This is a genomic window from Dyadobacter sp. CY345 (genome assembly GCF_021502725.1).
Taxonomy (GTDB): Bacteria; Bacteroidota; Bacteroidia; order Cytophagales; family Spirosomataceae; genus Dyadobacter.
The window spans coordinates 890,100-915,349 of record NZ_JAKFFS010000001.1 but is presented as its reverse complement, the minus strand read 5'-3'; the positions used below and the strand labels follow the sequence as shown (position 1 = coordinate 915,349).

General features: G+C 40.5%; 23 protein-coding genes. 11 read left to right on the top strand and 12 right to left on the bottom strand.

Translation table 11 applies throughout. From position 1 onward, the window contains the following. Positions 1-9 precede the first annotated feature (9 nt). The 5 genes from L0657_RS03855 to atpH all read left to right on the top strand — a co-directional run bounded on the left by L0657_RS03855 (position 10) and on the right by atpH (position 3,444). Positions 10-330 carry an AtpZ/AtpI family protein gene (locus L0657_RS03855; RefSeq protein WP_235149076.1) on the top strand — a complete coding sequence of 107 codons (321 nt, stop codon included), beginning with the start codon at positions 10-12 and terminating at the stop codon, positions 328-330. 441 nt (positions 331-771) lie between these two features. Continuing rightward, positions 772-1,866, top strand: a complete 1,095-nt coding sequence (gene atpB, locus L0657_RS03850; protein ID WP_235149075.1) for a F0F1 ATP synthase subunit A — start codon at positions 772-774, stop codon at positions 1,864-1,866. A 46-nt stretch (positions 1,867-1,912) separates the two neighbouring features. After that, on the top strand, positions 1,913-2,176 hold the full coding sequence (gene atpE / locus L0657_RS03845; RefSeq protein ID WP_090335138.1) for an ATP synthase F0 subunit C: 264 nt from the start codon (positions 1,913-1,915) through the stop codon (positions 2,174-2,176). Positions 2,177-2,362: 186 nt separating this feature from the next. Further along, on the top strand, positions 2,363-2,857 hold the full coding sequence (atpF, locus tag L0657_RS03840) for a F0F1 ATP synthase subunit B (protein WP_235149074.1): 495 nt from the start codon (positions 2,363-2,365) through the stop codon (positions 2,855-2,857). Between the two features lie 50 nt (positions 2,858-2,907). Further along, positions 2,908-3,444 (top strand): ATP synthase F1 subunit delta, encoded by a 537-nt coding sequence (gene atpH / locus L0657_RS03835; protein WP_235149073.1) that lies wholly within the window; start codon positions 2,908-2,910, stop codon positions 3,442-3,444. Positions 3,445-3,523: 79 nt separating this feature from the next. On the opposite strand, the gene L0657_RS03830 is transcribed toward atpH, so the two are convergent. The 11 genes from L0657_RS03830 to L0657_RS03780 form a co-directional block, all read right to left on the bottom strand. Continuing rightward, complete coding sequence (locus L0657_RS03830; RefSeq protein WP_235149072.1) at positions 3,524-4,414, bottom strand: sugar phosphate isomerase/epimerase; 891 nt, start codon at positions 4,412-4,414, stop codon at positions 3,524-3,526. A 32-nt stretch (positions 4,415-4,446) separates the two neighbouring features. After that, the gene (locus L0657_RS03825) at positions 4,447-6,126 is read right to left on the bottom strand and encodes an alpha/beta hydrolase-fold protein (RefSeq protein WP_235149071.1); all 1,680 of its coding nucleotides are present in this window, start codon (positions 6,124-6,126) and stop codon (positions 4,447-4,449) included. Positions 6,127-6,283: 157 nt separating this feature from the next. Continuing rightward, the gene (locus L0657_RS03820) at positions 6,284-7,513 is read right to left on the bottom strand and encodes an OmpA family protein (protein ID WP_235149070.1); all 1,230 of its coding nucleotides are present in this window, start codon (positions 7,511-7,513) and stop codon (positions 6,284-6,286) included. A gap of 308 nt (positions 7,514-7,821) precedes the next feature. After that, the gene (locus tag L0657_RS03815) at positions 7,822-10,365 is read right to left on the bottom strand and encodes an ATP-dependent Clp protease ATP-binding subunit (RefSeq protein WP_235149069.1); all 2,544 of its coding nucleotides are present in this window, start codon (positions 10,363-10,365) and stop codon (positions 7,822-7,824) included. A gap of 69 nt (positions 10,366-10,434) precedes the next feature. Then, a complete protein-coding gene (locus L0657_RS03810) occupies positions 10,435-11,094 on the bottom strand; it encodes a WbqC family protein (protein ID WP_235149068.1) in 660 nt (219 codons plus the stop codon). Positions 11,095-11,193: 99 nt separating this feature from the next. After that, complete coding sequence (locus L0657_RS03805; RefSeq protein WP_235149067.1) at positions 11,194-11,820, bottom strand: L-threonylcarbamoyladenylate synthase; 627 nt, start codon at positions 11,818-11,820, stop codon at positions 11,194-11,196. A gap of 28 nt (positions 11,821-11,848) precedes the next feature. Further along, positions 11,849-12,844: a glycosyltransferase gene (locus L0657_RS03800; protein WP_235149066.1), complete on the bottom strand. Its 996-nt coding sequence runs from the start codon at positions 12,842-12,844 to the stop codon at positions 11,849-11,851. A gap of 124 nt (positions 12,845-12,968) precedes the next feature. Further along, a complete protein-coding gene (locus L0657_RS03795; RefSeq protein ID WP_235149065.1) occupies positions 12,969-13,892 on the bottom strand; it encodes a YihY/virulence factor BrkB family protein in 924 nt (307 codons plus the stop codon). An 11-nt stretch (positions 13,893-13,903) separates the two neighbouring features. Next, positions 13,904-14,320: a thioesterase family protein gene (locus tag L0657_RS03790; protein ID WP_235149064.1), complete on the bottom strand. Its 417-nt coding sequence runs from the start codon at positions 14,318-14,320 to the stop codon at positions 13,904-13,906. Between the two features lie 30 nt (positions 14,321-14,350). Further along, positions 14,351-15,388: an endolytic transglycosylase MltG gene (gene mltG / locus L0657_RS03785; RefSeq protein WP_235149063.1), complete on the bottom strand. Its 1,038-nt coding sequence runs from the start codon at positions 15,386-15,388 to the stop codon at positions 14,351-14,353. A 73-nt stretch (positions 15,389-15,461) separates the two neighbouring features. Then, positions 15,462-16,544: an Ldh family oxidoreductase gene (locus L0657_RS03780; RefSeq protein WP_235149062.1), complete on the bottom strand. Its 1,083-nt coding sequence runs from the start codon at positions 16,542-16,544 to the stop codon at positions 15,462-15,464. A gap of 265 nt (positions 16,545-16,809) precedes the next feature. Here L0657_RS03780 and L0657_RS03775 point away from each other — a divergent pair, with 265 nt between their 5' ends. From L0657_RS03775 to L0657_RS03755, 5 genes are all read left to right on the top strand, one after another. Next, on the top strand, positions 16,810-17,436 hold the full coding sequence (locus L0657_RS03775; RefSeq protein WP_235149061.1) for a DUF502 domain-containing protein: 627 nt from the start codon (positions 16,810-16,812) through the stop codon (positions 17,434-17,436). Between the two features lie 86 nt (positions 17,437-17,522). Then, positions 17,523-18,137, top strand: coding sequence for a hypothetical protein (locus L0657_RS03770; RefSeq protein WP_235149060.1), 615 nt, complete (start codon positions 17,523-17,525; stop codon positions 18,135-18,137). Positions 18,138-18,203: 66 nt separating this feature from the next. Continuing rightward, a complete protein-coding gene (locus tag L0657_RS03765) occupies positions 18,204-19,448 on the top strand; it encodes a 3-phosphoshikimate 1-carboxyvinyltransferase (protein WP_235149059.1) in 1,245 nt (414 codons plus the stop codon). 77 nt (positions 19,449-19,525) lie between these two features. After that, positions 19,526-21,115: an FMN-binding glutamate synthase family protein gene (locus tag L0657_RS03760; RefSeq protein ID WP_235149058.1), complete on the top strand. Its 1,590-nt coding sequence runs from the start codon at positions 19,526-19,528 to the stop codon at positions 21,113-21,115. 74 nt (positions 21,116-21,189) lie between these two features. Further along, positions 21,190-22,854, top strand: coding sequence for a S8 family serine peptidase (locus L0657_RS03755; RefSeq protein ID WP_235149057.1), 1,665 nt, complete (start codon positions 21,190-21,192; stop codon positions 22,852-22,854). Positions 22,855-23,721: 867 nt separating this feature from the next. Here the strand turns inward: L0657_RS03755 and L0657_RS03750 are convergent. After that, positions 23,722-24,267, bottom strand: a complete 546-nt coding sequence (locus L0657_RS03750; protein ID WP_235149056.1) for an NUDIX hydrolase — start codon at positions 24,265-24,267, stop codon at positions 23,722-23,724. Positions 24,268-24,342: 75 nt separating this feature from the next. Between L0657_RS03750 and L0657_RS03745 the strand changes: the two genes are divergently transcribed. Beyond that, positions 24,343-25,239: a DUF2911 domain-containing protein gene (locus L0657_RS03745; RefSeq protein WP_235149055.1), complete on the top strand. Its 897-nt coding sequence runs from the start codon at positions 24,343-24,345 to the stop codon at positions 25,237-25,239. The last annotated feature ends 11 nt before the right edge of the window (positions 25,240-25,250 follow it).

The following is a 25,250-nucleotide window of genomic DNA, read 5'->3' as shown; positions in this document are numbered from 1 at the left end:
TCGAAGATAATGCCATTTGCAAAATTTGAAGCAACTTTACCTATAAATTCTACAATCGCAGGAATGGAAGAGGATCATAAGGACTTACAAAAAGGCAAATTTGAGCCTTACCCGGGGAATCGGACCACCGGAAAATCTCCTTCAAATTTTATCAGATATTCTGGTATGGCTATGCAGATGCTCGGTACAATACTGGTTTTTACTTATGCCGGCTACAAACTGGACGAATGGCAAGTAAACAAAATACCTGTTTGGACACTTATTCTTTCACTCACTTCTATCGCTGCATCCTTATATCTGTTAATCCGGAGTATGCCGAAGATAAAGTAATTTTGTCACCAATTTTATCTTAATAAGTATAATCTCAGATACCGACTTTTCCTCTATATGTTACGAACCATAATCGCGTCTATTATTTTATCAATTGTATTATTTCTAGTCCAGCGGTTTGTTGCTCCAACCTGGATACATCCTTATATATGGTATATCCTGGCGTTCTTTGTTATGCTCTCATTTTTGATTCACCGCCTGATGGAATATGGACTTAGAAACAACCGGGAAAAATTTGTGACCTTTTATCTTTCCACCATTGTCGGACGATTGATTCTCAGCATTATTTTCATTGGAATATTTTTATATTCAGGGCTAACTGATTCATTTACATTTGTTCTCAATTTTTTTGCTCTGTATTTATTCTATACATGCTTTGAAATATATGGTTTGTATTGTAACTTGCGCCGCGATTGACAAAGCATAGTATTTCAAGCATTTATGTATACGCCTTTACGACTGTTTATAACCACTGCCCTTGTTGCGGCAACTTGCTTTTTTACCCTTCCGGCTTCGGCCCAGGAATCAGGTCACAACGACCATGATACGGTTGCTGAAGGTGTAAATAAAGCCGAGCACGAAATTGAACATAATCTGGAAGAGTCAGAGGAAAAATTCAATATCGGCCAAATGATCATGCACCACATTGCAGATTCTCATGAATGGGAGTTCTCGCACGGTGTCGCGATTCCCTTACCAGTTATTTTATACTCAGAGGATCGCGGTATAGAAGTTTTCTCTTCAAGCAATTTCCATAATGAACACCATGAATACAATGGTTATCATTTGGTGCACGGTGATTCCGAAACGATTGTACCGGTTGATGAAGCTCGTAAGATTTACGATTTTTCCATCACAAAAAACGTGGCATCCATGATGCTTAGCGCAATCATTTTGGTTCTTATCTTCACAAGCATTGGTAAAGCTTACCAACGCAATGTGGGCAAAGCTCCGAAAGGGTTTCAATCTGCGATGGAAATTGTTATTCTTTTCATCCGCGACGATGTCGTTAAGCCTAACGTTGGACCTAACTACGAAAAATACCTTCCCTATTTATTGACTTTGTTTTTCTTTATTCTTGTCAATAATATTTTAGGTCTTCTTCCTGGTGCAGCAAACGTTACAGGTAACATCGCTGTTACAATGACGCTTGCAGTGATCACGTTTATTATAGTTCACATCAATGCAAACAAAAATTATTACAAGCACCTTGTGAGCCCTCCGGGCGTTCCTGCTCCATTGTTGCTTATTATGATTCCTGTTGAAGTTGTGGGTGTGTTCATGAAGCCGTTCTCTCTTATGGTTCGTCTTTTTGCAAACATGACAGCTGGTCACATTATCCTTCTAAGTCTTTTTGGCTTGATCTTTATTTTCCAGAGCATGTTCATTGCTCCGGTGATCTCATTATTTGCACTGTTCCTTAACTTCATCGAAATCATGGTGGCGTTTATCCAGGCATTTATTTTTACCCTGTTATCGTCTATGTACATCGGCAGTGCTATTGAAGAGCATGGACATGCCGATCACGGACATTGATTTGAATCTCTTTTTTTATTAATTATATTTTAAAACAAACACAATTATGTTGCTTCAAATTTTGCTTCAGGCTACAGAACAAGGTGGTGCAGGTCTAGCTGTTTTCGGTGCTGCTATCGGTGCTGGTCTTGCTGCTATCGGTGCTGGTCTTGGTATCGGTAAAATTGGTGGTTCTGCAATGGAAGGTATCGCTCGTCAGCCAGAAGCTGCTGGTGCTATCCAAACTGCAATGCTTATCATTGCTGCTCTTATCGAAGCGGTAGCGCTATTCGCAGCGGTTATCTGTCTGCTTATCTCGTTCAAGCTTTAGTAACGAATTTGAGATTTAGGTCTCATGCTTGACCTCTTTCGCATTAGGCGTGGAGAATTGGCAAAAAACTTACCGTGGAAGCATTAGGCTTCCACGGATTTTACAAAAAAGAGAGTACAGAGAGTATATTCATTTACAAAATCTACTCGCATTTAAAGATTTTACAACTCACAAAACTCAGATATTATGTCATTGCTTACTCCTAACCCAGGTCTTATTTTCTGGATGCTGGTGGTATTTTTACTGGTTGTTTTTATCCTTGCAAAATTTGCCTGGAAACCAATCATTAAAGGCTTAAAAGATCGTGAAAATGAAATCCAGGGTGCACTTGATCTTGCTGAAAGAACAAAGGCGGAAATGGTTAAGTTGAAATCGGATAACGAAAAACTGATTATAGAGGCTAACGCTGTTCGTGACAGAATTCTTCGTGATGCGAAAGATGCTTCTGACCGCATGATCGCTGAGTCGAAAGACAGAGCAGCAGTTGAAGGTCAGAAAATGATCGACAGTGCTCGTGACACCATCCGTAACGAACAACATGCTGCGATTGCTAAAATGCGTAAGGAAGTTGCTGTTTTATCTCTTGAAATCGCAGAGCAGGTATTGCACCGTGAATTGAAAGATAAAGAATCTCAGGAAAAACTGATCGCAGACCTTGCTTCTTCAGCCCGCATGAACTAATTGGTTTGCGAAGCTGTGAAGTCTATTCATTCAAAATTAATTAATTCCCTATGTCAGTAGGTATAGTTGCTGCCAGATACGCGAAATCACTTATCGAACTGGCTAAAGAAAAAAATGTAGTTGAGGCTGTATTTGAGGATATGAAATTATTCAAGGATACTGCTGACAAAAATCGTGGCTTAATGCTGGCACTGAAAAGTCCTGTGGTACGTCACGAGAAGAAACTGGCGATCCTGAAAGCAATTTTTCAGGATAAAGTAAATCCGGTTTCCTATTCAATATTTGAGATCATTACTAAAAAGAACCGGGAATCGATCCTTTATGCGATTGCTGATGAGTTCATAAAAACTTACGACGAATATCGTGGTATTCAGAAAGCAACTGTAATTACAACGACTCCATTGACCGAAGATCTTCGCAAACAATTTAACCAAATTGTTGCAGATGCTACTGGTAGAACAGTAGAATTGGAAGAGAAAGTAGATCCGAATTTGATTGGAGGTTACTTACTTCGTGTAAACGACCGTCAGATCGACGCATCATTGCGCAGTCGTCTGAACGAACTAAAATTACAACTTGCGAGTTAAGATTTTTTTATCTGCATAATGTGGAAAGACCCGGCTGCTATGCGGCCGGGTCTTCTTTTTTATTTCTTATTGGTCCTGGTTAAACCTTCCACTTTACCAGATTTCCGTAACTTATCGCAATGGATTCAAGCGGGGGTTTCTTGCAAACATCCTGCTCAACGAAGAAATGCGTCATACCAGCCGTTTTTCTGGCTGCAAAGATTTTAGCAAAATCGATAGAGCCTGTCCCTACTTCTGCAAATGCTTTATCTGCGCTCTTCTCCATATCTTTTACGTGCCAAAGAGGGAAACGTCCAGGATGTTGCTTGAATAGCTCCACAGGATCTAATCCGGCTCTTACAGCCCAATACAAATCCAGTTCCAGTTTCACCAAAGCTGCATCGGTATCTTTTGTAATTATATCATAAGGAAGTTCTCCATCCAGTTTTTGAAATTCAAAATCATGGTTATGGTAACCAAACTGAATACCTGCTGCTTTGCAGGTTTCTCCACACTTATTAAAAAGCACCGCGTACTTTTTATAATCGTCAATCGATTTCCGCTCATCCGGCGTCAGGTAAGCACACATCATATATTTCTGGCCAAGCTCAGCCGAATCATCAACCGCCCGTTTCCAGTCATTCGACAAAGTACCTTTTTTGTCAGGCATTGCGATACCTGCTCCATAGTGACCGCTCACAGCACTTAGGCCCAGTCCACTTAGTAAAGATTTAAATTCTTTTGGTGTTTTCCCAAAAAACTTACCGTCAGAATAACCGAAAGTTTCAACTTCCTTATAACCGATTTTAGCAACCTGATTCAACGTACCTTCAAGATCCTTAGCTAATGCATCTCTCAAAGTGTAAAGTTGCAAACCGATTTTTGACGGCGCTTTTGCGATCGAAGGAATTTTAGAAAGCAATGGGATAGACAATGCTAACGCGCTGGTGCGGATGAAAGATCCCCGGGAGATTTTTTGGTTAAAGTCCATTTGAAGTGGAGAATTTGGATTAATTAAAACGATTATTTTTTTATTGTTACAACGCCGGAAGCATTTAAAGGTGTAATTATTGTCGCAGGCAATTTCCAATCCTGCGAAAAATATCCATCCGCAATTATGTTTTTTGCCGTCCCTTTAAATAACAAAAGATCTTTAAATTCCGGCAAACTTCTTTGTGCAACCGGGACAAAAGGAAGCCCCTGGTCCACAACACCTGTCCACCACGGCAGTCCGGAACTGACAGTCACATAATGATTTTCAACGGGAAAGACATATAACAATCCGTGATCTGTATTGGCAGGATTTAAATGAACAGGCAATTTGTCAGCATATTTATTGATCACTTCATTATTCTCTTTATTACCAAATAGTATCAGGTTAGAACTTTCAAAATCGCTTTTTCTTACTTCCTTATCTGCAAGAACTCTCGGAAAAAACATCATTCTCCCTAAAAATGGTCCGCGGTAAGCTGACCAATTCGCAGCCTCATTTGCAATATCTATACGTTTTTTCAACTCTTCTGGCGAAGGATTATCGGCAGTTCCGTATACATAAACATGACGTGATGAAAATGCATCGAAGATTGGCCCTTCTGCTCCTTTTTTCTTAATAAGCGCGTCCGCCGTGACCGCTTTACCAATTTTCCAGCTGTTGCCGAATTTAGTAAATGAAATAGTACTGTCCGCCTTTGCAGTCAACTTGGCTCCGTCAATAATTACATTTAATGGCTGAGCTGAATTAAATTTAGAATGGCCTTTCAAGTTCAAAGTAAACGCTTCAAGATTTTTTGTTTTAATTTCTACTGAGTTCGGTTTCTTTAAACTCGCATCAATTTCGGCCAATACGCCGCTGGTAATGCCATCAAACTCCACCCAATATGCTTTGTTATATTTAAGGGCACGACTTGAAAATTTCACTTCATTTGGGTATTTATTTCTAACCTGATTAAACCACCCGAAAATATACCCTGCATCATAAGCACTTACCCAGCTGTCATGTTTTACATCCACAAACTCCTTGTAGGTAACTTCCACCGCGATATTCTGCATTTTCTCCATCCAGTCTCTCGTCCACTGAACGGGAACAACTGGGTCTTTGTCGCCATGAAAAAAGTGAACAGGAAAATTAATTGCGTTGGCAGCCAGGTCAATCGTACCCGCAGGAGGCGCCGGGCAGACCGGTGCGATTGCAGCCCAGATATCCGGACGGGTCAGTCCAATCCACAACGTTCCTCCTCCGCCCATTGATAATCCCGTCAGATAAGTTCTGTCTTCATCGATATTAAATCGCTTCTTCACATCTGCAAGCACGTCATAAACATCCTGTTCAGGAATGCCCTGGTATCCCGCAGTTCCCCGCACATAAGGAGAAGCTACAATAAAGTCTACATCTTCCCATTCCTGAAAATACCTTGACGCTTCGACATCAGTCTCGTCTTCAAGATTAGTCTTGCCAAATACTCTTTTCAATGCCAATCGATGGTTAGAGCCTGCGCCATGGAGCATCATGACCAGTGGATATTTCTTCGTTGGATCGTAGTTTTTAGGAATGTATAATCCGTAGGGTTGTTCCGTATCGTCGGCAGCTGAAAAGAAGGTCATTACCTGCGGACCTTCTGCTAACTTTTGAGCACCTGAAAATGACATAGTTGTCACGTAAACAATCAGAAAGCCAACTAAAGTGAGCCAGGATTTTCCTCTCATATTCAAATATTAAAATTTACAAAGTTTAAATATAATCTAAATCATAAAGTTTTCATTCGCTTTTGCAAAATAGATAGGCAGATTCATAAAAGATTACAATTTCGTGTACAAAAAAAGAGGCCAAATTTGAAATTTGGCCTCTTTAAATATTCGGAATTTATTTTCTGGTTACATTTATTGCAATCCTTCTATTCTGAGCTCGCCCCTCTTCGGTGTCATTCGGAGCAATGGGATGTTCAATTCCATAACCTTCGGACTGGATTCGGGTGATCTTGATATCGTTTCTTGCAATACCTTTTTTAACTACATCGGCGCGGCTTTTCGATAACATCAGATTAGTTGTCGCATCACCTGTGTTATCAGTATAACCACCAATTTTAATATTAACCATCGGATAGGCACGCATAATCTTCGATATATTCTCAATCTGCGATTCAGAATCCTCATCTAACTCAGCCAAATTCGGTTGAAAGTTTATCCTATCGAAATCGATCCAATAATTCTTATCTACAACCGCACTGGAATCCTGAATGAAATTGATAAGTTTTGCCTCTGTTCCATTTTCCGGAATTTCAAGAGTGATCTCTTTGGGAAGATTTATCGTAACAAGCTGACCTGGATTTTTTTCAACTGCACCTTTTGTTTTTACTTTAATTCCACTGCTGTCAATAGGGAAATCCTCAACAACAATAGTTTCCTCCTCTTTATTTAATTTTTTGAAGCCCCAGACTGCTGCGCCAATAAGTAACAACGCTAAAACAAGATATATAATTTTTGTAGTCGCTGAAACCGGTTTGTTTTCAAGCTGGTGCTCACTTAACGGATTTCGCTGCAAACTTTTGTTTAAGTCTTCAAGGCCTTTAAAATCCCAAACTGCTGTAAGATCCTTTGGCAGGTATTTATGGATGTATTCTTTTTGACCCACGAGTAATGTCGTAAGTTTCAATGGTTCAATTGATTTTTCCTTTACCTGCTTTGCGATTACACTTATCACAATAGGCGCAGAGATACTCAGGATATTTGATACCGAACTAGCTTTTAAGCCACTTGACGCCGATATAGATTCAATTACCGCTTTCAGGTCAACATCCAGCAACATCGGAAGCATGGAAAGACCGTTGGCTATAAAATCCTTCGACTTAATAGGATCGCCAAGAATCTCAGGAAGATTGTTTAATACATAATTTTCATTATTCAGATTCATAAGGCCTATCAACTGATATACTCCGGTTGACGTTGAGGCAGTATTCATTGTCCCGCCAATCAGACCGGGTAAGGCACCTAATAAAGCAACCTGAACATCACTCGCACTCGCTTCGGTCAAAATCGATATACTAAGACCTACTTCCTTTGTTATGTACCCTTTTGTTAACTCCAGTAAATTCACAGCCATATTGGTTGGTATCCTTATCTTTTGTGGTTTTCAAATTAATATTTATATTTTATATGGAGGATATGCAAATTAATAATATTCTATTCAAATAGTTCTTACCAATTCGGGATTAAAATTACTAAGAAAGTTTTTAAACGGTGAAAATAAGGTCGAAATAATACTACGCCCACTATCACGAAAAGGAAGCAACTATGATCCCACGTCTAGACTTTTCAAATTTTTAGAGCTTAAAAACAAAGAGGCAGAATCACAAGGATCTGCCTCTTTGCTTATTTTGCAATATATAATTAATTCTTAATGAATCAATTAGCTACTTCTTCTTCTTTTTTCCGAACCGTAATGGTAAGCTCTTCACTGTTTTCAACGTGTGTTGCTACAAGAACATCACCTTCTCTCAAATCTCCTTTAAGAATTTCTTCTGCAACCGGATCTTCGAGATATTTCTGGATCGCTCTGTTCAATGGACGGGCACCATACTGAGGATCATATCCTTTTTCAGACAAAAAGTCTTTCGCAGGAACAGTTAATTCAATTTCGTAACCTAAGCCCTTCACACGGCTGAACAATTTGCCAAGCGAGATATCAATGATACGGTGCAAATCTTCACGTTGAAGTGAATTAAACACAATCACATCATCCAGACGGTTCAAGAATTCAGGAGAGAAAGCTTTACGAAGTGCACTTTGAATCGTGCCTTTCATTATTTCATCCTGATTGTCGGTTTTTGCTTTTGTTGAAAAACCGATTCCTGACCCAAAATCTTTCAAGTCACGCGCTCCAATGTTTGAAGTCATGATGATGATCGTATTACGGAAATCAACACGACGGCCAAGACCATCTGTTAAAATACCATCGTCAAGCACCTGTAAAAGAATGTTGAAAACATCAGGGTGCGCTTTTTCGATCTCATCAAGCAAAACAACACTGTATGGTTTACGACGGATTTTTTCAGTTAACTGACCACCTTCTTCGTAACCAACATAACCCGGAGGTGCTCCAACCAAACGAGATACGCTGAATTTCTCCATGTACTCACTCATGTCAATACGCACAAGGGCATCGTCTTTATCAAACAAATAGGTTGCAAGAACTTTCGCTAATTCTGTTTTACCTACACCTGTTGGTCCAAGGAAGATAAAAGAACCGATTGGTTTCTTTGGATCTTTCAAACCTACACGTGTACGCTGAATTGCTTTTACCAATTTCTCAATTGGTGGATTCTGGCCTATTACTTTTGCTTTAAGTTCATCAGCCATGTTAAGCAATTTCTTGCCTTCATCCATCGAGACGTTCGTCACAGGAATTCCGGTCATCATTGCAACTACCTCAGCAACATTATGCTCAGTAACAGTGTATCTTTTTTGCTTAGTTTCTTCTTCCCAGGCAAGTTTTGCACGATCAAGCTGATCGATCAATTTCTTTTCACGATCACGTAACTGAGCTGCTTCTTCGTATTTCTGACTTTTAACAACTCTGTTTTTTTCCTGTTTGATATTCTCAATTTGTTCTTCTAAATGAAGAATATCCTCAGGCACAGTGATGTTGCTGATATGCACACGTGCACCAACTTCATCCAAAACGTCGATCGCCTTATCCGGAAGGAAACGGTCTGTTATATAACGTTCAGACAATTTCACAGCAGTACTGATCGATTCCGGCGTATAACTTACGTGGTGATGATCTTCATATTTATCCTTGATGTTTTCAAGGATCTGAATTGTTTCTTCAATTGAAGTCGCATCAACCATTACCATTTGGAAACGACGTGCAAGTGCTCCATCTTTCTCGATATACTGACGATATTCGTCAAGCGTGGTTGCACCGATACACTGGATTTCTCCACGTGATAATGCCGGTTTGAACATATTCGAAGCATCCAGAGAACCGGAAGCGCCACCAGCACCTACGATCGTATGAAGCTCATCAATGAAAAGGATCACATCCGGAGATTTTTCCAGTTCATTCATTACAGCCTTCATTCTTTCTTCAAACTGTCCACGGTATTTAGTACCGGCTACAAGCGATGCAAGATCAAGTGTAACTACTCTTTTACCAAACAGAACACGCGATACTTTTTTCTGAACAATTCTTAAAGCAAGACCTTCCGCAATGGCTGTTTTACCAACCCCAGGCTCACCGATAAGAATTGGGTTATTCTTTTTACGACGGCTAAGAATCTGGGCAACACGCTCAATTTCTTTCTCACGTCCAACGATTGGATCAAGTTTTCCAACCTCAGCCATTTTCGTCAGATCACGTCCAAAATTGTCAAGTACCGGAGTACGTGACTTTTCTGCACCTTTTGATTCTTTTCCGGAAGCTGCTCCTCCGCCTCCGCCGCCGAACATGCCGCCTCTGGCTTCATCGTCGCCATCTTCGGTTTCCGGACCCATATGGGGTTTCGTTCCTGATGATTGATATTCTAACATCTCTTTAATGACTTCGTAGTTAACATTAAATTTATGCAGGATCTGGGTACCAACATTGTCCTCATCGCGTAAAATCGAAAGTAACAAATGCTCAGTTCCTATCAAGGGGCTTTTAAAAATCTTGGCCTCAAGATATGTTATTTTCAACACCTTTTCGGACTGCCTTGTGAGCGGGATATTCTGCAGATTTTTAACATTATTAGTCGCCGCACCTTTTGTTGCCTGTTCGATCGTCTGTCGAACATCATCAAGGGATACGCCCAGCTTTTTAAGTAAACCAATAGCAACACCATCACCCTCACGAATCATTCCAAGTAACAGATGTTCGGCACCGATATAATCGTGGCCAAGTCGCAAAGCTTCTTCCCGACTCAGAGAGATTACTTCTTTTACTCTATTTGAAAATTTTGCTTCCATGTGTAGCAATAAAAATGTGTCTTAATATTCTAAACGCTACTTTTTTAATCTTTGTTCAAAGTAGCAGATTTATTGTTGCTTACAAGATCTCAGCAAAATACTTCTCGCCTCGGGCCCCATATTAAATAATAAATCGACAATACTTAAATTACTTACAAAATCATTCCCGAAGGTCTGATAGTACGTAAATGGCTGATAATAATTATTTATATTCCTATTTTTCTTGTCATTAATAGTGGACAAGGCATCAATAACCGCCCTATCGCCTTGAAATGGCACTGACAAATTGTACCTAATCTCTTTTCTTATGCCCAACAATCTAAGACAAATTGTCAATAAATCATAATTTAGGTCAGTAAGAAATTGTGGCTTTTTCAAATAAACTGCTTCGAGCTCGTCAGCGAAAAATTCGAAATAAGGAGATTTGCCATAAGCCGATCTGAAACATCCCCAATGCCGCCTGATCCAATGCTGACTGTAATCTATTTTAATATCTTTTGTAAGGGATTGCTGAGCGTAGGACTGGACTGGAACGGTTAAAGTGTCGATTTTATTTGTTGTCATCACATCACAACGATTCCGGTATGTCTGCTTCACATATCTCTCCTCAATATCTACCCAAATCAGGTTGTTACTTAAAATGCAAGCAAAATATTCCAGACATGGAAGATACTGTAATTCAATTCTTACTATTTTTTCAGGCGTATTATTTGTAATAAATTCTGGCACTATCAAATATGAGAAAGGCGGATGATATTATCAAAAAAATGATAATAATAATTTAATGACAATTATTTAATACAATCTAAACTAAAATAATCACAATAATTATATAAAAAGACTTGTATCCCCAAGCCCCTCTCTGACAACCTCAAACTTATCATTGATAGCGAGCACAATGGTTGAACCGATATTACCGCCATATCCGCCATCGACGATGATATCAACCTGATGTTGGAATTTTTCAAAAATCAATTCGGGGTCAGTTGAATATTCGATGATCTCGTCATCATCTTTTATGGAGGTTGTTACAATCGGATTGCCCAGTTCTTTAACGATCAAACGAGGTATCAAATTATCAGGAACGCGTATTCCGACTGTTTTCTTATTGGTATTCAATAACTTGGGGACCTGATTATTAGCATCCAGTATGAAGGTATAAGGTCCTGGAAGCACTCTTTTCATTAACTTAAAGGCTGAATTACCTACCCTTGCATAGTCAGCAATGTGGCTCAGATCATAACAGATAAATGAAAAATCATTTTTCTGGGGTTTGATGCCTTTGATCTTCGCTATTTTTTCAACAGCTCTTGTATTAAAAATATCGCACCCCAAACCGTAAACAGTATCTGTCGGATAAATCACCAGACCTCCGTCACGGAGGCAATCAACGACCTGACGGATTCTTCTTTCGTCAGGATTTTCAGGATATATTCGAATTAATTCAGCTGGCATAGTTTGTACTATTTACTGAACTAACAATTCAAAAGGCTAAATCCTTCCGGTAGAACGGCTTTTTTTGTAAATTATTTAGATAAAACCGATACAAACTATTGACCGGAAGATGTAAACGGCACATCGCAACAATCATTTCCGTTGCAAACCCTGGATTCTCAATATAGTTGAGCAGCCTCCGGAACCGAACTGCAAGTTCAAATTCTTCTGCATAAAAACATTTCCTGATAAACGTACGAATTCGTGCCGCAAGCAGATCAAATTCCTCCTGGTCGCGATTTAGATCATAGGCCTTGTTGCAAACAATATAACAGGTTTCCAGTAAATGATTTCCCTTTTTATATACTTGTTTGCTTAAAGAATCAGGTACATTTCTTTTGAAAGTAAGCACTTCGTCGAGATAGAAATATTTGAAATGTACGGAAGATCTCACCCAAAAATCAAAATCCTCAAAATATAATGATTCATCATAACCACTCATATTTGCGAGCATTTGCGTGCGCATCATCATCGTTGGCGTACAAATAAAATAATTTTCCAGCACGCTTTTGTAAACATCACCAGATGGAATTATCCGTTTTGCCTTCTCTTCATGATTAACAGGATAATGAAAATTAAGCAATTTCCCGTCTGCCTCCATGTAGCGTGCATTGGTGAAAACGACGCCATACTCCTCTCCAAGTTTTTCAAAAGCTTCTACCTGCTTTTCAACCCGACTTGGCAGCATAATATCATCAGCCGCCAGATCAATAATATACTTACCTCTCGCCAAGGAAAGTCCTTGGTTGAAAGCCCGGCATAAACCCAGATTTGTCAGATTTCGGATCAGAATAAAACTGGATCCCTCAGGAAGCATTTTTTCTATTACCGTTACTGTCCCGTCAGTACTTGCGTTGTCAATTATGATAACCTGAATATTTGAGTACGTCTGAACAAAGATGGAACTAAGCGTTTCACCTATGTATTTTTCATGATTGTAAGCGGTCAAAACCACAGTCACCAAAGGTTTCTCAATCTCTCTCATCTATTACCCGTTTGTTCACTTTCCACCTTAACTTTAATGACTTCTTGGACGTGTCTTCCAATCAAAAGTCACGAAATTAAAAAGGATTAAAAAGTATATTGACGGGTACTTAGTTTTCGGTAATTTATCGGGCCTTTGAGCGGTTTTTTTTACGTGCGGAAGCGATTCCAGCATTTACTTCAAAACCAAAAATTAGTAATAAAGCCAACAGATAAAACCAGATCATCAGCGCAATCATTGTGCCGATAGAACCATAAAGTTTGTTGTAGGAACTAAATCGGGATAGATAAAAGGAGAACAGGTATGTCGCAACAAGAATCAGGACGGAAGCAATAATAGAACCAAGATTGAAAAAGGCATACCGGTTAATCCTGGATGGAGCGAAGCGATATATTATGGAAATCGCTAACATCAGCGCTCCAAAACTGACGAGATATCTGCTAAAATTAAGAGAGGATACGATCCAGCTATACCTAATGATCTGCCATTCCGAAATGATTCCCTTTAACGCGTCACCCATGATTAGTAGAACGATCAGCAAAATCATCACGGCAACCAAAACCATTGTCAGCAACGTCGCAACACCTCTTTGCTTCAAAAATCCTCTGGTTTCAGAATCCTCAAATACCATATCGAACGAGCGCATCAGCGACATCATCCCGTTGGTCGAAGCAATCATGGCAAAAATAAAACCGAAGGAAAGTACGCTGCTTCGTGGCCGGCTGAGAATATCAGAAATAGTCTGTTGCGCGTCCTGAAAAATTCCACGGGGCATTAATTCTTTCAAAACACCCATAATCTGGCCGTCCAGATTCTCAATGGGTATGTAAGGAACCAGCGTAAACAAAAAGATAATGGCTGGAAAACAAGCAAGTGTAAGACTGAAAGCAACCGCCGAAGCACGTTGATCAATATCGTATTTATGATTACTGCGTTTGATATTCATTAGAATATCATATATTGAGACAGTACCGCGAAAAAGCAGATTTCTTTGCAGCCACAAAACCAACAACTTTACCTGACGGCTTTTTAACAGTTTTTCAAGCATGGTATTTTAAATTACAATGTTTGAAAATAAGGACTTAATTTAAGAATCAGCGGTGCCGGAGCAACGCATAATTTTACCGTATCACGTTTTTGAAAAACCAAAGTTGTTTCCCCGACATTCAGTAAAACATCATCCTGGTTCCTGATCTCGTATTCAAAAACGACACGTGTTCCAGGAATTTTCTTCAGTATGACCTTAATCGTAAGTTCATCATCATAACGCGCAGGTCTGATATACTTGGACCGGTTTTCGTAAACCGGCATCATCACGCCCGCGTCTTCCATCTCTTTATAACTAAATCCGATGCTCCGCAAGGCTTCCACGCGACCGATTTCGTAATATCTTGCGTAATTCCCGTAATACACGTACCCCATCTGGTCCGTGTCCGCATATCTCACTCTGATTCCTTTGACTTCGTAAATAAACATTTTCACCAATTTATAGACTTCAATCTGAATCTACTTCATGATTTTCAGTCTGTTCAATTCTGCCTGATACATTCTCGCGTTGTTCAAATGGTCAGGATAAGTTTTGGCAAAAGCATGGTATCCGGAAAGATCCGCTTTTGCACACATGTATAAATAATCGTGCTTGTTGTAATTTAAAACGGCATCCAAAGATTTAAAATCAGCCACGCGGATTGGTCCGGGAGGCAAGCCGATATTTACATAAGTATTATAAGGAGATTTTACACGAAGCTGCTCATTCAGAATTCTTTTGATGGCAAAATCCTGCAATGCAAATTTGATCGTCGGATCAGCCTGTAAAGGCATTAAAGCATTCAGCCGGTTGATGTATAATCCGGCCACCATCGGTCTTTCATCCACTTTTCGCGCTTGTTCTTCTTCTACAATGGATGCAAGAATCGATACTTGGATAGGTGTCAGACCTATGGATTTCGCTTTCTCTACGCGCTCTGCATTCCAGTATTTTTTGTACTCACTATGCATCCTGTCAAGAAATTTCTCTGTTCCGGTTGTCCAGAAAATATCATAAGTGTTCGGTAAAAACATCGAAACAATGGTAAGTGTGTCCAGACCGTATTTTTGACAAACTTTCTGATCGTTAAGCGCCTCACGGAATTTCGTTTCTCCGAATTCAAACCGACTTCCTATTCTTTTAATCAAGTCTTCTTTCAGGCGAATGTTATTAAAAGTCAGTTTAACAGCATCCTGATCACCCGAGATAAGTTTCTTTATACCCTTATAATTACTCGTTTCAGGTTTAATTACATAACGTCCCGGTTTTACTTTTTCAGAATATTTTAAAAGCTTGGCCAAAAACCGGAATGAAATATTGTCGTTGATCACCTGATGTTTGTCAAGCGAATCAAGAACGGTCTGATAGGTAGCCCCTTCCGGAATAAGCAATGCAAAGCTTTCCTTTTTATCGACCTGAAGGTTTGGCGTTTTGAATATTTGCCAGAAATAAAATGTAAAAGTGGTTGTGAGAATTGCAATAACTAAAAACAATCCTACTTTAAAATTGCGAGACATATGGTACTGTGAAGTTTTTTTAGTTTCTAAATGTTTCAACAACAATTCGTTGTCAACAGTTTATATGTGTATTTTAATCGACTCTTTTTTCAAAAGAAATGTTGAACCGTTTTCCTAATTCCGCCAGAGAATCCTGCACTGGCTCCAGTAAAGAAATTCCTTCAATGCTTCTCAAAGCTTCCATTTCACGCTCAGGGTCTCCCGGAATAACAACGTGTTTTCCCTCCACGGCACGAGCGCCACGGAAAGCACGGATCCATTTGTCCATATCCTTTTTAAAATCATCAGCCGGGCGAAATCCGTCTACTCGCATAGCGCCTAAAAAGTGTCCTGTCCCCAAACCTACACCTTCGTTGGCTGACATGAACCCGGCGGTCGCAAAAGGCGGAACCCATGGACCAAAATTTGCGCCCGAAAGGACCCCTGAAAAAATATCCACGATCGCACCCAAGCCATATCCTTTATGACTGCCATGTTCACGGTCAGAACCCAGCGGCAATAATCCTCCTCCACTTTTCACCGCATTGGAATCGGTTGTCGGATTGCCTTCTGCGTCTTGCGCCCAGCCCAACGGTGCCGGAAGACCTTTTCTCTGCAAGATTTCAAACTTTCCATACGCTACGGCCGTAGAAGCAAAATCTGCGACAAAAGCAGGTTCTTCAAATGCAGGAACAGCAACGGCGACAGGATTTGTCCCTAATAATTTATCAAGAGAAAATGTTGGTGCTACGAGCGGAGCCGCATTCGTCATTGTCCAACCGATCATATCTTTTTGTAAAGCAAGCATGGCATGATAACCGGCAATCCCGAAATGGTTCGAATTCCGAACCGATACCCAGCCAGAACCCACTTTTTCAGCTTTTTCCATCGCGACCTCCATGGCTTTCGGCGCTACGACTAAACCGAGACCACGATCTCCGTCAACCACTGCGGTACTTGGTGTTTCATAAACAACTTTTACATCCGGCGTAGGGTTCAGCCTTCCGTTGTCGTATAAGCGGACATAGCCTGCCAGACGCGCAATACCGTGAGAATCAACTCCTCTTAAATCAGCACTGATTAAAACGGTGGATGCCAAAGCAGCCTCTTCGGGCGAGCATCCGATGGACAAAAAAACCTCCTCAGTGAAATGCTTTAAGTAATCGGCCTGATACATATACGTCTGCTAAATAATTTGCTAAGATTGTCCAAAACGCTCTAACTAGAAAATTAGAGGCGTCTGAGGCTGCAAATATCTGCATTCAACAACCAGCTTACAATACTTTTCAACTTGATCAGGGATTTTATTAAACAATTCAAATCAAAAAAAATCTAAGCAATCGCGTTTTTTGAACTTAAAACGGCCAAAAACCGTAGTTTCAACAGGTATTGGGAAGATTGGATTTTGGGAAAATAATACGGTCTACTTTGATAAATATTCAATGGAATTAAAAAATACTTTCCTCAAACGGGTGCTAAGCTACTTCATAAGGGGCTTGGTTTTAGTCGCTCCGCTTTACGTTACCGGCATCATTATCTGGACCGGCGTAGAGTTTCTTGACAATATTATCCCGATCAACATTCCGATATCAAATAACCAGACTTTATACCTTCCAGGCCTTGGCGTCCTGATCATTGTATCGGGCATTATTATGCTTGGATTTATATTTTCTACCATCATTCCGCAGTCATTTTTCCAGATCACGGAAAGTATCATGCGGCGGATTCCGCTTGTCAGCCTTATTTATTACTCTATCAAGGACCTTGTTTTAGCGTTTGTTGGAGACAAAAAGAAATTTAACCAGCCCGTTTTGGTGACGATGTATAAGGATACCGGTATCAAAAAAATAGGTTTTATTACACAAAATGACCTTAGCCATTTACATATCCAGGATCATGTCGCCGTTTATATGCCACTGTCCTACTCTTTGTCTGGAGAGCTTTTTATAGTACCTACTGAAAGTGTGATCAAACTTGAAGCTACCACAACGGATGTCATGAAAATGGTGGTATCCGGGGGCGTTTCTGTAAAGGTTCCGCCGCACGAAGAAATAACCGAGGAGGGATAAATCCGGTTATGGTTCAGGAACAACAATGCAATCGAATTACCCGTTTAAAGAATGATTCCCTATCTTTGAACCTTTCTATTTTCTTTATGAGACAAGTTCTGACATTATTAGTTTTATTTATTTTGGGGAACATTCCCGCCTGGGCTCAGGACAACTACGATCCCAGAAAAGCACTTACAAGTGAAGAACTGTTTCTCAAACAAGGCAGTGGTAACCGCGTTGTTGGCGCTCCGGGCCAGAAATACCTCGTTTTAGACGCTTCTCCAACCATCGGTGGTTTCCACCGTTACCGTTTTTTTCCGGGAGATAATATCAAATTCAGAATGAAAAACGAGACAATAAAATTCAACGAAACGATTGCAACGATTAGCGATACTTCTTTCGCGATAGCTGTAATTAATGATGCGCTCAACCAAATGACGTATCAGGAGATTCCTTTGAAAGAAATCAAACTGATTAAGACAACCAGACGAATTCCTTTTGTTTCTCAGGCTGCACCTTTGCTGCCTTTGGCAGGATTGATTTATATCGGTGCCGATTTTTTCAATAGAGGCATTGATAATAAGCGATATACAACAGACGCCTCTACCTTTGTTGTTGGAGGAGCTTTTATGGTCGCCGGACTTTTCTGCTACAAAATGACTTTTTCGTCGCTGAAAATAAACGGAAAGAATAAATTGAAGGTATTAGAAACTTATTAAATTTTTAGGCATTTCCAAGGTCTTCTTCTGCTTGTTCAAAGATATAATTCTGAAATAATTGATACTGTGAAATCCATTTTAGTACATCCACCCCAAAAAGCAATTCGTGCCGAAATTAAGTTGGCCGCATCAAAAAGTGAATGCAATCGTGCCCTGATCATCAATGCGTTGACAGGTTTTCAGTGTGATCTTTCAAATATTTCTGAGGCACGTGATTCTCAAACAATGCTTCGTTTACTACAATCGGAAGATGCAGTTGCAGACGTAATCGATGCGGGAACGACGATGCGTTTTCTTACTGCTTACTTTACGGTAACAAATCAGCAAAAACTGATGACCGGAACGCCGCGTATGTGCGAAAGGCCGATTGGAATTCTGGTTGATGCTTTGCATATTTTGGGCGCTGAAATTGAATATCAGAATGTCACGGGATATCCTCCGATGCAGTTAAAAGGATTTAATTATTCAGGAGAAAATAAATTAAATATTCGTGGCGACGTGAGCAGTCAGTATATTTCTGCACTGCTTCTGATCGCTCCGTCTCTTCCTGAAGGTTTGACAATTAACCTTGAAGGAGAAGTTGGATCCCGTCCGTATATTGAAATGACGTTAAAACAAATGGAGCATTTTGGTATCAAATATTCAGCTGACTGGGAAGCGAATGTATTAAAAGTGGAACCAAGTGCTTATCAGCCCCAACCCTACGCCATCGAGTCAGACTGGTCTGGTGCCAGTTACTGGTATAGCATTGTTGCGCTGGCAGCTGATGCCGAAGTAGAATTGCTTGGATTAAAACAAAACTCGTTGCAAGGAGATAGTGCAATTGTGGATATCATGGCTCAGCTTGGTGTGGAAAGCACTTATACTGAACGTGGTGTTTTATTGAGAAAAATTCCTGCTGCGGAATCAATCGCCTGGGATTTCACAGACTGCCCCGATCTGGCTCAAACGGTTGCAGTATGTTGTGCAGTAAAAAATATTCACCTGACTTTAACAGGTATTGAAAGTTTAAAAATAAAAGAAACAGACCGGGTTTTTGCTCTTCAGGAAGAATTGAAAAAACTGGGTGCTGAACTTAATGAAGTTGAGAAGGACCATAAATATGAAGTAGTTCGTAAAGCTGAATGGGAACCAACTTCGACTCCATCAATTTTTACTTATGATGATCACCGTATGGCGCTTGCGTTCGCAGCTGTCGGAATGGTTCAGGACATTATTATTGAAGAACCAGGCGTAGTTGTCAAATCGTATCCGGGATACTGGAAAGATCTGGCAACGGTAACCACTTGGGAAGAAATGCAACTATCCTGACCTTGAAGGGGCCGTTCAGCTGCGTCAACTTTTGCAGCTGACGTCCCCACCCCCTTAATCCGCAACACTATCCTGACATGACTGTTCTAGCTTTTCTTTCGAATATCCCCATCTGGGCTTACATTGTTGTTGCTATTTTGATTTTTGCGCTTCGCGATATCCTTCAGAAAAAGCATACAATCCAGCATAACTTTCCCATCTTAGGACATTTCCGGTATATGATCGAGCAGATCGGACCGGAATTGAGACAGTATATTGTTGCGAACAACAGAGAAGAATTGCCATTTAACCGCCGCCAGCGTTCATGGATTTACGCTTCTTCAAAAAAGGAAAATAACTATCAGGGTTTTGGTTCGGATCAGGATATGAATGAAGCCGGTTTTGTCTTTATCAAACCAGCCATGTTGCCGCATCAGTTGCCATTGGATCATCCTCATCATGCCATGAATGGAAAAGATCCGGATCATTATACCATTCCCTGTGCGAAAGTTATCGGTGCATATCACAAACGAAAACGCCCATATCGGCCTCATTCGGTGGTCAATATTAGTGCAATGAGTTATGGATCATTGTCGGCCAGAGCGATCGAATCGATGAACAAGGGCTCTTTGCAATTCGGAAATTACCACAATACCGGCGAAGGCGGGCTTTCACCATACCACAAATTCGGCGCTGATATTGTTTTCAATATGGGTACGTCATATTTCGGTGTACGTGATGAACAAGGAAATTTCGTAATGGAAAAACTTGTCCGAATGACACAGGAAAATCCGTTTGTCAGAATGATCGAATTGAAACTTTCGCAAGGAGCCAAGCCGGGAAAAGGCGGTGTTTTGCCGGGAAGTAAAATAACAGCCGAAATTGCTGCCATTCGCCACGTTCCAATGGGGGAAGATGTCGTTTCGCCACCGTACCATAGTGCTTTTTCTGATGTAAAAAGTATGGTTGATTTTATTGAAGCAATGGCCGAAGCAACTGGTTTGCCTATTGGTATAAAAGCTGCGATCGGGAAAACGGATATGTGGGACCAACTCGCGGACATCATGGTAGAAACAGGAAAAGGTCCTGACTTCATAACCGTAGATGGTGGTGAAGGAGGTACCGGTGCCGCTCCACCGTCTTTTGCTGATCATGTGGCACTGCCCTGGGTTTATGGTTTCAGCACCATTTACAAAATATTCCAGAAAAGGAATTTAACAGATAAAATTACTTTTATCGCCTCTGGAAAACTGGGACTTCCGGCTCAGGCTGTTATGGCATTTTGCATGGGAGCAGACGTGATCAACGTAGCCCGTGAAGCGATGATGTCGATTGGTTGCATTCAGGCCCAAATTTGCCATACCAATCGTTGTCCAACAGGAATTACCACCAATAATAAATGGCTGGAATCAGGGATTGATCCTGCACTAAAAAGTGAGCGTTTTCATAACTATATGAAAACATTAGCCAAAGAAATTATTGAGATAACAAATGCTGCCGGTTACGAACATCCTTGTCAGTTTGGCATGAACGACATTGATATTTCTATGGGTGATAACAACAGAACTCTTGCGTTGGCAGATAATTACGGTTATCTGAAAACACCTGTCCCTTTCAAAAATATTCAGGAACTGCTTGATTGTTCTAATTTGGGAGGAAAGAATGAACTGGTAAAAACTATTGCTTAAATTGGGCAACGCTTTTCTTGTTTTAAACGTATGTTTTAGGGAAGGAGGTGCTTCTCAATAAATAGCTTTGGAAAATGAAAATCAAATTTTTACTGTTTGCTTGTTTATTACTTCTCCTGTCAGAATTCAGTCAGGCGCAAACCAATCCGAGATATCTGGTTTTATTTAAGGATAAAACTGCTTCCCCATATTCCATCACCAGGCCAACCGAGTTTCTTTCTGCCAAAGCTATCGCAAGACGGAACAAGCAAAACATTGCTGTAACAGAAAATGATTTTCCAGTTAATCCGGCTTATGTAACAGCAATCAAACAAACCGGCGCTACGGTAATTTATTCATCCCGATGGTTTAACGGCACGTTGGTCGAAGCATCTGCAAGTCAACTGGCCACCATTCAAAATCTTGCTTTTTATAAAGGCATTGAGCAAAATCATGCACTTGCCAACCTTACCACGCCTTCTGCGGGATTACGAATTGGCGATATCGAAGCCACAACACGAACAACTGCCGACCTGGATTACGGACGGATGCGCGAGCAGCTGACTTTGATGGGCGCGGAACATTTGCATCAGGAGGGTTTTCAAGGAGAAAATATGCTGGTCGCTGTGTTTGATGCAGGATTTAACCGCGCAAATGAGTTGGAATATTTAAAACCGCTTTTTGACGAAAACAGGGTTTTGGATACTCATGATTTTATCAGCCGCAACAGCAATGTTTACGATGACGATTCACATGGATTAAATGTGCTGTCGATCATCGCGGCGAACCAGCCAGGCACCATGATCGGTGCCGCCTTTAAGGCAAATTTTGTTTTATACAGAACGGAAAATGTTTTCATGGAAACGCCATATGAAGAGGTAACCTGGCTTCTGGCGGCTGAGCGTGCAGACAGTGTCGGAGTGGATGTGATCAATTCCTCTTTGGGTTACAATACCTTCGAAGGAGAATTCAATACATCAGCGTACAATTATACCTATCAAAATATGGATGGAAAGACCACCATTATTTCTCGTGCCGCCAGAATCGCAACCAGAAAAGGGATGCTGGTCGTTAACTCTGCCGGGAACGAAGGAAACAAGGCTTGGAAATACATTTCTGCTCCTGCTGATGTTGATTCTGTTTTAAGCGTTGGCGCTACGACATTAGATAAAAGTTATGCTGCATTCAGCTCCATCGGACCGAATGCGATTGGACAGCAGAAACCGGATGTATCAGCCGTAGGTTCCGGTACGGTGTTAGGCAATAGCACAGGAACTGGTAACGTAACAACCGGAAATGGAACTTCCTATTCTGCTCCATTGATTGCAGGGTTGGCTACCATATTATGGCAGGCTTTTCCAAATCTTACTGCTCAGGAAATATTCCAGGCTTTAAAAAAGTCTGGACATATGGCAGCAAATCCGGATAACTTTCTGGGATATGGTGTTCCCAATGCCGCAATGGCGGAAGAAATACTTAAAAACGGTGTTGTCCTGGGAACAGAACCGGAGGCAATCGATGCTGTTGTTCTTTCTCCGAACCCGGTTGAACAGGATATTTCCCTAACCTTCCCCCCTGCCCTGATAGGAAAAAAATCGACAATCAGCATTATTTCACAAAGCGGAAAAACTTTCTCTACAAATCAGGTAATTTTGAGTAAAACCCAGCCGATTCAGACAAGTAGCTTGAACGCAGGATTGTATCTGATAAAAGTTGATGTACTGAATCAAAGCCGGACATTGAAATTTATTAAGCAGTAAATTGCATAATGCGCCGACGATGTCACCCTTTCAGGGTTTAATTTAGTCAATTTTGCAACATTTTCTATAATACTATCATCCTTTCAGGATTGTCATACCGGATTAGAATTGTCATACCAGAGTGAACATTTACTATTTCGAAAAACTGATTGTGCGGTAAAAAAGAATTGTGATTTGCCTAACGTACAAACGATGTCACCCTTTCAGGGTTTGACTTAGTCAATTTCCTGCCATTTTCTATAATACTATCATCCTTTCAGGATTGTCATACCGGATTAGAATTGTCATACCAGAGTGAACATTTACTATTTCGAAAAACTGATTGTGCGGTAAAAAAGAATTGTGATTTGCCTAACGTACAAACGATGTCACCCTTTCAGGGTTTGACTTAGTCAATTTCCTGCCATTTTCTATAATACTATCATCCTTTCAGGATTGTCATACCGGATTAGAATTGTCATACCAGAGTGAACATTTACTATTTCGAAAAACTGATTGTGCGGTAAAAAAGAATTGTGATTTGCCTAACGTACAAAGGATGTCACCCTTTCAGGGTTTGATTTGGTCAATCCTGTAACATTTTCTATAATACTATCATCCTTTCAGGATTGTCATACCAGTTTAAGATTGTCATACCGGAGTGAATTTTACTGGTCTGAAAAACTGATTGTACCATAAAAAAGACTTGCGATTTGTATAACGTACAAACGATGTCACCCTTTCAGGGTTTGACTTAGTCAATTTCGCACCATTTTCTATAATACTGTCATCCTTTCAGGATTTTCATACCGGATTGGAATCTTCATACCGGAGTGAATTTTACTGATCCGAAAAACTATGAGTAACATAAGAAGTGTGATATTAAAATTAATCTTTTCCAGAAACCGTCTTCCTCACCATTCGCATCAGCGACTCTGAATTGTTATACTTTTCAACCTCATCGATCGGTATCCAGCGAACATCTTTTGATTCAATATTAATGACGAGTTCATCTTCGGGATTAGCTTCAAAAAAGAAACGGATATCGTAATGGTAGTGTGCCGGATCTTTTGAATTTGCCGGAATTAAATGAACATCCACATCAAAAACCCCTTCCTGAGCCAGGGTAAATTTGGTAACTCCAGTCTCTTCTTCCACTTCTTTCGAAGCTACATGAAGCACATCGGGATCTCCGTCGCAATGGCCGCCTGGCTGAAACCAGCGGTCCAGTTTGCGATGATGCATTAATAAAACCTGATTTCTATCTGGCGAGACAATCCAGCCGGAAGCTGTGACATGACCAATTTGCAGGGTTCTTTCGAAACAATCCGGATTTGCGTTCACAAATTTCAGGGTTTCCAGATACATTTCCTGCTCTTCGGAATCGATTGGCGTATAGGCGTTTAATAGGGAAAGTAAATTGCTTCGTTTCATTAATAGGCTATCTGATTATTTCATTCTAATTTCACCACAAGTTTAACAGTTCAATAAACAAAGAGCATTATTAAAATGAAAAAGTATTTATTATCCTTCTCGTTTGCAGTTATCGTCGCAACCGCATCCGTGGCGCAACGCACACCTCAGGCAAGTCCCGGCGCAAGCATCGTTCAGGCAACTGGGATTACTGATTTTACAGTTAAATATTCTCGTCCCGGTATCAAAGGAAGAAGCGTTTTTGCAGAAAATTCCCCCCTTGCCCCGACCGGAAAAATCTGGCGCACTGGTGCAAATCAAGCAACGACATTCGAATCTTCAACTGATTTTACGTTTGGTGATAAAAAGGTACCCGCTGGAAAATATGCCTTATATTCTATCCCTGACAAAGCTAAATGGGTAGTTATCCTGAATAAAGACGTGAACAGCAGTTCAGAAACATACAAGGAAAGCGAAGACGTAGCACGCGTTGATGTTTCCCCATTGGCCGGCGAGTTTAAGGAATCTTTTGAAATTAATTTTTCCAATTTATCAGATAGTTCAGCGACTTTGAACATCGATTGGGCGGCTGTGAAAGTGCCTGTTAAAATTTCTGTTTCCACACATCAATTAACTTTGGCTTCGTTAGACAGAGCCGTTCAGGACAAACCGGAAGATATTCAGACACTTCAAAGCGCGGCTGGTTATTTGTTATCTAAAAATCAGGATCTGCCAAAAGCACTTGCTCTCACAGACAAAGCAATCGGGTTTAAAGAAACCTGGTCAAATCTTTGGACAAAAGCGCAAATCCTGGATCGCTTGGGAAGAACAGCAGCGGCTTTGCCGTTGGCTCAAAAAGCATTGACAGTTGGTGCGGCAGCACCAGATGGCGCTTACAATTTTTATAGAACCCAAATTGAGAAAGCCATAACGGATATGCAGGGCAAACTTCCTGCAACGCCGGCAGTCAAAGGAAAAAAGAAGAAAAAATAAGATTTAGTTAA

Bases quoted from the DNA above. Each gene is read 5' to 3' on its own strand.
- mltG (WP_235149063.1), bottom strand. From the start codon at position 15,388: ATGTCTCGCAATTTTAAAGTAGGATTGTTTTTAGTTATTGCAATTCTC.
- L0657_RS03770 (WP_235149060.1), top strand. From the start codon at position 17,523: ATGAGACAAGTTCTGACATTATTAGTTTTATTTATTTTGGGGAACATT.
- L0657_RS03855 (WP_235149076.1), top strand. From the start codon at position 10: ATGCCATTTGCAAAATTTGAAGCAACTTTACCTATAAATTCTACAATC.
- L0657_RS03790 (WP_235149064.1), bottom strand. From the start codon at position 14,320: ATGTTTATTTACGAAGTCAAAGGAATCAGAGTGAGATATGCGGACACG.
- L0657_RS03800 (WP_235149066.1), bottom strand. From the start codon at position 12,844: ATGAGAGAGATTGAGAAACCTTTGGTGACTGTGGTTTTGACCGCTTAC.
- L0657_RS03760 (WP_235149058.1), top strand. From the start codon at position 19,526: ATGACTGTTCTAGCTTTTCTTTCGAATATCCCCATCTGGGCTTACATT.
- L0657_RS03775 (WP_235149061.1), top strand. From the start codon at position 16,810: ATGGAATTAAAAAATACTTTCCTCAAACGGGTGCTAAGCTACTTCATA.
- L0657_RS03815 (WP_235149069.1), bottom strand. From the start codon at position 10,365: ATGGAAGCAAAATTTTCAAATAGAGTAAAAGAAGTAATCTCTCTGAGT.
- L0657_RS03750 (WP_235149056.1), bottom strand. From the start codon at position 24,267: ATGAAACGAAGCAATTTACTTTCCCTATTAAACGCCTATACGCCAATC.
- L0657_RS03795 (WP_235149065.1), bottom strand. From the start codon at position 13,892: ATGCTTGAAAAACTGTTAAAAAGCCGTCAGGTAAAGTTGTTGGTTTTG.
- L0657_RS03825 (WP_235149071.1), bottom strand. From the start codon at position 6,126: ATGAGAGGAAAATCCTGGCTCACTTTAGTTGGCTTTCTGATTGTTTAC.
- L0657_RS03745 (WP_235149055.1), top strand. From the start codon at position 24,343: ATGAAAAAGTATTTATTATCCTTCTCGTTTGCAGTTATCGTCGCAACC.
- atpH (WP_235149073.1), top strand. From the start codon at position 2,908: ATGTCAGTAGGTATAGTTGCTGCCAGATACGCGAAATCACTTATCGAA.
- atpB (WP_235149075.1), top strand. From the start codon at position 772: ATGTATACGCCTTTACGACTGTTTATAACCACTGCCCTTGTTGCGGCA.
- L0657_RS03805 (WP_235149067.1), bottom strand. From the start codon at position 11,820: ATGCCAGCTGAATTAATTCGAATATATCCTGAAAATCCTGACGAAAGA.
- atpF (WP_235149074.1), top strand. From the start codon at position 2,363: ATGTCATTGCTTACTCCTAACCCAGGTCTTATTTTCTGGATGCTGGTG.
- L0657_RS03780 (WP_235149062.1), bottom strand. From the start codon at position 16,544: ATGTATCAGGCCGATTACTTAAAGCATTTCACTGAGGAGGTTTTTTTG.
- L0657_RS03830 (WP_235149072.1), bottom strand. From the start codon at position 4,414: ATGGACTTTAACCAAAAAATCTCCCGGGGATCTTTCATCCGCACCAGC.
- atpE (WP_090335138.1), top strand. From the start codon at position 1,913: ATGTTGCTTCAAATTTTGCTTCAGGCTACAGAACAAGGTGGTGCAGGT.
- L0657_RS03755 (WP_235149057.1), top strand. From the start codon at position 21,190: ATGAAAATCAAATTTTTACTGTTTGCTTGTTTATTACTTCTCCTGTCA.